At 33.9% G+C, this 8,531-nt stretch carries 7 protein-coding genes, 1 riboswitch and 1 other annotated feature; of the genes, 3 read left to right on the top strand and 4 right to left on the bottom strand.

Going from position 1 to position 8,531, the window contains the following annotated elements:
• Window positions 1-579: 579 nt before the first annotated feature.
• Complete coding sequence (locus tag ACFO5Y_RS11065) at window positions 580-1,089, top strand: CsbD family protein (protein ID WP_138405024.1); 510 nt, start codon at window positions 580-582, stop codon at window positions 1,087-1,089.
• A gap of 66 nt (window positions 1,090-1,155) precedes the next feature.
• Here the strand turns inward: ACFO5Y_RS11065 and ACFO5Y_RS11060 are convergent, their stop codons facing one another.
• The gene (locus tag ACFO5Y_RS11060) at window positions 1,156-1,833 is read right to left on the bottom strand and encodes a hypothetical protein (RefSeq protein ID WP_197105303.1); all 678 of its coding nucleotides are present in this window, start codon (window positions 1,831-1,833) and stop codon (window positions 1,156-1,158) included.
• Between the two features lie 415 nt (window positions 1,834-2,248).
• Window positions 2,249-2,339, top strand: a riboswitch (SMK box riboswitch).
• Here ACFO5Y_RS11060 and metK point away from each other — a divergent pair.
• The gene (gene metK, locus ACFO5Y_RS11055; protein ID WP_209494376.1) at window positions 2,337-3,518 is read left to right on the top strand and encodes a methionine adenosyltransferase; all 1,182 of its coding nucleotides are present in this window, start codon (window positions 2,337-2,339) and stop codon (window positions 3,516-3,518) included. Its footprint overlaps the riboswitch before it by 3 nt.
• A gap of 56 nt (window positions 3,519-3,574) precedes the next feature.
• On the opposite strand, the gene ACFO5Y_RS11050 is transcribed toward metK, so the two are convergent.
• From ACFO5Y_RS11050 to mnmM, 3 genes are all read right to left on the bottom strand, one after another.
• Window positions 3,575-4,267, bottom strand: a complete 693-nt coding sequence (locus ACFO5Y_RS11050; RefSeq protein ID WP_197105304.1) for an FMN-binding protein — start codon at window positions 4,265-4,267, stop codon at window positions 3,575-3,577.
• A gap of 27 nt (window positions 4,268-4,294) precedes the next feature.
• Window positions 4,295-5,635, bottom strand: a complete 1,341-nt coding sequence (locus ACFO5Y_RS11045) for a ferredoxin reductase family protein (protein WP_197105305.1) — start codon at window positions 5,633-5,635, stop codon at window positions 4,295-4,297.
• 188 nt (window positions 5,636-5,823) lie between these two features.
• A complete protein-coding gene (gene mnmM / locus ACFO5Y_RS11040; protein WP_197105306.1) occupies window positions 5,824-6,396 on the bottom strand; it encodes a tRNA 5-(aminomethyl)-2-thiouridylate-methyltransferase MnmM in 573 nt (190 codons plus the stop codon).
• A 148-nt stretch (window positions 6,397-6,544) separates the two neighbouring features.
• Between mnmM and ACFO5Y_RS11035 the strand changes: the two genes are divergently transcribed.
• Complete coding sequence (locus tag ACFO5Y_RS11035) at window positions 6,545-8,182, top strand: LysM peptidoglycan-binding domain-containing protein (RefSeq protein ID WP_197105307.1); 1,638 nt, start codon at window positions 6,545-6,547, stop codon at window positions 8,180-8,182.
• A 35-nt stretch (window positions 8,183-8,217) separates the two neighbouring features.
• Window positions 8,218-8,422: a binding site (T-box leader), on the top strand.
• Window positions 8,423-8,531: the final 109 nt, after the last annotated feature.

The raw sequence follows: 8,531 nt of genomic DNA, 5'->3' as shown, positions 1-8,531 counted from the left end.
CTCTAGGCGGTCTCAGTCCGATTGATTACAGAAAGAAACTAGGTTTAATTGCTTGAAAAAGTCCAAAAAATCATCCGCACCTCCAACTATGTACTTCTCTATTGCAAAACACATTCCTAGTAAAATAGCGGTAGAATGTAAGTAAGCCATGTTGATTTCCTTTCTTATGTGTTTGGTCGTACTTACATCATAACGGAAATCACTGGCTTTTTGTGTATACAAAAATAGTGCTGGTGATTTCTCACCAACACTAAAAATTATAGAACCTTTTAATTTTTTAGAAGATGATAAGTATAATCCTTAAAGCAATTTTATATAATATAATATTGTACTATCATTTTACTGACGTAGTATATTTGATAAAATTTTCAAAATATTTCTCAATACAATAATTAAATTTTATATAATTGTAGTAAATATAATCCTTTATTATTTTTGAATTGTTGTTATTTTTATAGTATAAATTGAGCAGTTTGATAAACAAGATCAATTCTTATATTTTTTGGAAGCGGTATTATTGCTTAAAATCATTTAATTTGCTATATTAAAATTATAAACAAATTAAATGGAGGTAACGATATGTCTGATACATGGAAAAACTTAGAAGGTCAAAAAGACGAAATTGTTGGAAAAGTTAAAGAAGTGTTTGGTAAAGCAACTGATGATGCTGAAACTCAAGCAAAAGGTATTGCACAACAGGTTGAAGGTGAAGCTAAACAAGCCGTTGCATCTGGTCGAGGTCATGTTGATGAAATTCGTGAAAACTACAAAGATCGAGCGGATTCAGCTGTCGAAGATGTAAAGCGCCAAGTAGGTGAAACTCGAGAGAGTGTTCATACTTCAGCAGATGAGAACTTAAAAGAAGCGATTGATGAAGGAAAACAATTAAAAGAAGAAGCTGCGCGTAAAGCTGAAGAATTACGTCAAAACGCAATTGCTGAAGGCGAAGAGCAACGTGAAGAAGCTCGAGAAAAGTCTACTAAAGCTTATGAAGAAGCAGATGAAATTGAAGCTCGTGTAAATCAATCAATTGATGAAGCAGCTGAAAGTCGTGAAGAAAGCGAAAAAGAAGACAACAACACCCTATAAAAATCAAAACAAAAAGAACGAATAAAATGACTAAAGTTTTCCTTTTAGCATTTCATTCGTTCTTTTTTAATACAATTGACTCAAACTGTATAATAATGTGAAAATTAAGGTTACTGCGTGAATATAATTCATTTTGTTTTGTGTTTGTTTTTCATGTTGTGTTTTAACAAGTAAAGGTAACATCGTTACGGCGCTTAGTAAAACAAATAGAATTTGAACAATATAATAAGATGAAGAAGGTAATGAGAAGTAGAACCCGCTTAATAACGCAAGGGCACAAACTACTAAACTAACAACTGGGAACCGTTGAAAAACGGTTATTTGTTTGAAATTAATAATGATATTCTTCAAATTAAATACTTCTAAGTTTAAAACAATAAACATTAATACAATCGGAATAGTATTAATTAAAAATGTTTGTGTTACTGCAAATGTTTGTGAATTATACGCAATCACATTCATCATAAAACCATTAAAGAATACAGATAATAAAAAGTGATAAATTGTACCAGTCATCTTAAACGGCATATACTGCACATGAATGAATACAATATAAAAGACGAGCAGAACACTGATGATCCAGTGTGAATTAAACATAAAGATAATGGTACTAATTAACAATATACCTTCAAGTACATACAATAAGACATTAGGCGCTACTTCTGGTGTTTGTTTGTCGATTCGTAAATATAGGAAATGATCTATTAATTGGCCAAACACGACAATTAGAAACAACAGTAACATTGGAAGCCACCGAATGGATTCAGTATGGCTAGCTCCTAGAATTAATCCAAAAAGTATGGATGCTAGGGGCGAAACAAATATTTTAACGTACGGATTCTGTAAAAAGCGAGTTATTAACTTCATTGACTATACCTTTCATATAAAAAATTCGATAGCTTAACTATCATTATTTTATTAATACTTATTTGTCTGATATTCATTCTCCAAAGATAAAGATAGAATATCACCTCATCTTAACTTGATTGACTTAATACGTTGAGTTGATTACTCTCAGTTACTATCGTAAAGATGAGTTATCTTTATACATTCTATCATTAATTTCGTATCTATGCTAAAAATATTGGTACCAATTTAATCATTTATCTAGTTTCTATCACTTATAGTGTGAATGCCTATTGTTGTGTGATATAATGGCATTCGTTACAAATCAAAAGTCCCGATAGGGTTCACTTGAATTAAAGTGAATATGCCTTGTAACCAAATAATATAGTGGGGGAGACATTATGAAGGAAAGAAAATTATTTACATCGGAGTCTGTGACTGAAGGACATCCAGATAAGATTGCTGACCAAATTAGTGATGCGATTTTAGATGCGATTTTAGCTCAAGATCCTAATGCGCGTGTTGCTTGTGAGACAGCAGTGAATACTGGATTAGTTCTAGTTTTTGGAGAAATTACGACAACAGCTTATGTTGATATTCAACAAATTGTACGTAAGAAAATCGCCGAGATTGGTTATGTTAACTTTAAATACGGATTTGATGCTGACAATGTAGCGGTATTAGTATCCTTAGATGAGCAATCACCTGATATTGCTATGGGAGTAGACGATGCTTTAGAGACAAGAGATGAAGAAGAGCAAAGTTTAATTGGAGCAGGAGATCAGGGGATTATGTTCGGTTTCGCAACAAATGAAACAGAAGAATATATGCCTTTACCTATCTCATTAAGTCATAAATTAGCGCAACAATTAGCAAAAGTTAGAAAAGAAGAGATTTTACCGTATTTAGGTCCTGATGGAAAAACACAAGTGACGGTTGAGTTTAATGAAGACGATACAATAAAGCGCATTGATAATCTTGTTATTAGTACACAACATAGTAATGATGTGGAACTTAGTCAAGTTAGAGAAGATGTTATTGAGCATGTCATTAAACCGGTCGTGAATACAGAGTGGTTAGATGAAGAAACAACGTACTTTATTAACCCAACAGGTAAATTCGTTATTGGTGGACCCGTTGGAGACTCAGGTTTAACTGGGCGTAAAATTATTGTAGATACTTACGGGGGATCTGCCCATCACGGTGGTGGAGCTTTCTCTGGAAAAGACGCGACAAAAGTCGATCGTTCAGCCAGTTATGCTGCACGTTATGTTGCTAAAAATCTTGTAGCAGCTGGAGTTGCAAGTAAAGTTGAGCTTCAATTAGCTTATGCAATTGGGGTTAGTGAACCAACGTCAATTTCATTAAATACTTTTGGTACAAGTAGTTATTCTGATGATGTCATCATTAAGATAATTCGTGATACATTTGACTTATCACCTTCGGGTATTATTTCAATGCTAGATCTTAGACGTCCTATATATGCAGGAACAGCTGCATATGGACATTTTGGGCGTACTGATTTAGATTTACCTTGGGAACACTTAGATAAAGTTGAATTAATTCAATCACAATTAAACTAGATAATATAATAACCCCTTTAGAACAGCTGTCTAATAGCTTTCTAAAGGGGTTTTTGTTAATTTTGAGATAGGGCGTCGTTTACAGCTTCGACAATCGCTTCAGATGTGAAAGTAGCACCAGAAACTGTCTCTACATCTAATGAATTTGTATCGATGATTTGCTCTGGAACTTGTTCGAAGGCCGGATCAGAAAGGCCATCCGTTTCAAGATGCGAAACGATGTTAATGTCTGAAATTTCTTGGTTTTCTACTGTAACATCAACGGTCATAAGACCATTGTGTCCTTCGGAAGTTCCCGTATAAGTGCCATCAGAAACGTCTTCGAGAGCTATAGCTTCAGAACTTCCACCAGAATCCTCTGCCAAGGCATTATTGACAGCATTGATAATGGCTTCAGAAGTAAAGGTAGCTCCAGAGACAATCTCAACATCCGTTGAATTTGATTCTATAATTTGTTCTGGAACTTGTTCGAAAGCAGGATCCGAGATGCCTTCTGTCTCACTATGATCAGTGACATCAATTTGACTTATTTCACCATTCTCTACTGTTACATCCAGTGTTAACTGATCATTATGACCTTCAGCAGATCCGGTGAAAGTACCATCTGATACTTCCGCTGTGTCAACTTGAGCACTCTCATCATCGCCGCTATTAAAAATAAATTCATTTGTAAACAATAAAGTCGTTAGTAGCCAAACAAGGATGGATACAAATATAACTTGTATGATAAAAGATAATTTATTAGTCATATACTTTTCCTTTCTATTAATAGGTGACTAGAAACCAAATTCATCCAGATAAATATGATCATCAGGGACATTTTGATTATCTAATAAAGTTTTTGAAGCATTTAACATGGGTGGTGGTCCACAGACAAAGAATTTGGCAGATTGATAAAGTGAACTTACACCAAGTTCTTCTAAATATTCATGCGTGATAAAGCCATGAGGGAAGCCTTCAACTTCTTGATTTGAAAAGATAATATCATAAGAGAAATTTGGATTTGCAGCTTTCATTGTTTCAAATTCTTCAATCATAAACATATCTTCTTCAATCGCTAAGCCCCAAACTAGATGAATTCTACGGTTTGAGTTCTTTTCATGTTCGTGGCGTAAGATACTTAAATTAGGTGTTAAACCAATTCCTCCCGCTAATAAGACAAAAGGATCCTCGGATTCTTGTACTTCATCTGGGAAGAAATTTCCGTAAGGACCTTCTAGAGTAGCGATATCTCCGACATTGACATTTTGTAAAGAACCAGTCCAATCTCCAGCTTCTTTAATCATAAACTCAATTGAATTCGAATAATCAGATGTTATTGCACTTGATGCTGAGAAAGGGTGTCCTTCAGTTGTGATGTCAGCATTTTTGAAACGAATAAAGAAATAATCTCCTGGTACGTATGGTTTAATCGAACCATTTTTCGGTTCAAATTCTAATACCCATAAGGAAGGTGTCCCTTGTTTAATACTTTTCAATTCAAACTTTGGTGCGAAAGATAATTTTAATTTCCAAATAACATAATAACCTAATATAGCAACAGTATAGATAGTCAGAAGTGTCATAAATAGTGTATTTTCATTTAGAAATGGGAGTAAGAATAAATGAAAATATATTGCAACAATGGCTACAATAGAAAGTCTATGAAGCCATAAGCTCAATTCGCGATTAAAGACTGACTCTTTCCATTTTCGTAATAGTGGAATTCGATCAATGAATATACCCGAAAGTGAGAATATACCTGTAAACATGACAATAATTAATGAAAAGACAGCGAGGAATCCCGTTTGAGAAACAGTTGACATCTCAGTAATCCAACGGAAGCCATTCCATTGGATAATAATATGGATAACACCCATAATCGAAAGAACAACACCCATTAATGCGTGAATTTCATACATTTCAGGCATGCCAAAGTATTTTTCTATAAATCGTGGGCGTGATCCCATGAATGTGACTGTTAACATCATGGTGTAGGCAAGTAACCCTGAAGAATAGGAAATTAACTGTAAAACGGACATTGAATCACTCTGGGCTAAGATTGAGCCCAATAACGTTGCAAACATGACAAGTGAAATTCCTGGGAATAACCAGTCATAAAATTTATTTGTATGCATAATTTAACCCCTTTACTAATTTGTTTAAAGTAGCATAATAAAACTTGTAATTATTTTAACACATAATTTTAATGCTAAAAAGCATTTACTATGAAAAAATAGACAGAAAAATAAAATTATCTATATTTTTTAAAAAAGGGTTTACAATATTCCAAATAAAAAAATAAGTAAAAAAAAGAAAGAATAATTTATCTTATTCTTTCAATAATTAAGAGCATTGGGGGATGATTTATTTGATTGATAAATTGATACGCCAATACCTGATATTTTTCTTGCGGAAGTTTTTCTAATTTTTCAAATAATTTTGTTTTTTCAGTCATACCATTGTCATGACCAGAATATATAACGAGGATAATTTGTCCGTGAATAGCCAAATTACCTAATATATCTTGAACCGCTTTAAAAGTACTCGGAAACTCTGTTGTTACATTATGATCGCCACCTGGTAGATATCCTAAATTAAAAATAGCCCCTTGGACAAGATTGTCATCAATATAATCAGAAACATTATCATGAGAATCTAAAATAAATTTATATGATGCTTTTGTAGAATGCTCTAATGATTCTATTCTTTTTTTTGAATTTTGAATGGCTATTTCTTGAATATCGAAGCCAATAAGAGAACCAGTAAAATCCTTTAACGATAATAAAAAGGCACTGTCATGGCCATTCCCAAGGGTTGCATCGATGAATAATCCTTGGGGATTTTTTTGAACCTGTTGTTTTAAGAGTTGATGACTGTATTGTAAAGCGTTGTACATTTTATATTCCTCCTCTGTTACATTCATGTTACATATATTAAAACTAAAATAAAAGACTTGAAATGTGAACTTTTAATGAATTAAATTAGCTATAATAGACGAAGATTATAATATATTATTATATAGTTTGACAGTGGAGGGTAATTAAGTGAAGAGTAGACATGAAATAATGAAAGCCAAGGCAAGATTAGTAAAACAAAATAAAGCTAAAAAGGCAATGAAACATATCAATGCTGGATTAGTGCTTATGGCTGCAGGTGCTGTCTTAAGTCATGTGTCAGCGAATGACACTGTTGTTGTACAAGCACAATCAAGTAGTCGTGTTAGCCAATCAGATTTTTTAGGATTAATTACAGATTACGCAAAACAAATTGCTGCTGAAAATGACTTGTACGCATCAGTAATGATTGCCCAAGCTGCATTAGAATCAGGATGGGGTAATAGTACTTTATCAAAAGCACCTAACTATAATTTATTTGGAATTAAAGGTGAATACAACGGAAACTCTGTTGTAAAAGATACATTAGAAGACGATGGATCTGGAGAGTATTACCAAATTCAAGATGCTTTCCGTCGTTACGATAATTATGGTGAGTCATTAACTGACTATGCGTCATTATTAACAGGAGATAACGATGTAAATAACTGGCGTTATAACTTCTATTCAGGTGCACGTTACAGTAATACGAATTCGTATCAAGATGCAACGGCTCATTTAACTGGTCGTTACGCAACAGATACTCGTTACGGAGACAAATTAAACCGTATCATTGCTGAAAATAATTTAACACAATATGATTTAGCTAGTTCTGATAAACCAGTCAGCGTAGTTCCTTCTACACCAGAATCTAATACAGGTTCAAACGAAGCGGGTTCAATTGCGGGAACTTATACTGTTAAAGCAGGAGACGGTTTCTGGGGTATTGCACGTCGTTTTGGAACGACAGTCGATGCACTTAAAGCTGCGAATGGTACAACAAGTAACTTAATTCATCCTGGTCAAGTCATTAAATTACCTGGTAGCTCAACTATTGTTGAAAAACCAAGTACACCACCAGCAAATTCAAATAACTCTTCAGATAACACTGAAGGAAATACAAGTGTGGGTGGGTCATATACAATTAAACGTGGCGATGGCTTATACGCGATTGCTCGTAAACATGGTATGACATTAAACCAACTTAAATCATTAAATGGATTATCAAGTAACTTAATCCATCCAGGTCAAGTATTAAAAGTAAGTGGAGCAACTCAAGGAAACACTGAGTCTTCAAATAATACGTCACCGAATACAGATTCAACAGATACTAAAGCAACTGAACCTACAAACAATGGTGGTTCAACGAATACATCTGGTTCATACTCAGTTAAGGCTGGCGACGGTCTATATCGTATCGCAGTAAACCATGGTATGTCATTAAATCAATTGAAAGCATTAAACGGCTTATCAAGTAATTTAATCCATCCAGGACAAGTACTAAAAGTTTCAGGTGCTACAACAAGTACATCAGCTTCTACAGTAGAATCTAACGTAGAAACACAACCAACTGTTGTTGAAGAGGACAATACGCCAACAACAATTGTTGAACCTGAAGCGGCGCCAGTCGTTGAAGAAACAGTCGTAGAAGAGACCGTTGAAGCTCCGACAAACTCTTCATATACAGTAGCTGTTGGCGATACTTTATATAGTATTGCACGTCGTAATGGTTTAAATGTTAATGAATTAATTGAAAAAAATAACGGTTCAACAACAATCTTTATTGGCCAATCAATTGGATTGAACTAATACAGTTAGTTTGATATAATTCAAAAAGAATTTATACAAAACTTTACTTAGAAATAGTAAATGAAGTCATTGTTTAGAGAGCTTATGGTTGGTGAAAATAAGTCAATCACTTTGTTGAACTCGTCTAATTAGGTGCTTACTTGAAAGTAATCATAGAGTAAGCCGTGTTGACCGCGTTAAGGTACTTAAGATGACATTTTGTCATAAACATAGGTGGTACCGCGGTCACTCGCCCTATATTATTTAGTGAATACGCTAGATAATATAGGGTATTTTTATCGGAAATTTCAAGTTGAAGTTAGCCACTTATCGTAAACAATGTGTTACCTACTAACTTACTGTATTGGTC

This window comes from Ruoffia tabacinasalis (assembly GCF_042652985.1).
Taxonomy (GTDB): Bacteria; Bacillota; Bacilli; order Lactobacillales; family Aerococcaceae; genus Ruoffia; species Ruoffia tabacinasalis.
This window is presented reverse-complemented; position numbering and strand designations above follow the sequence as displayed.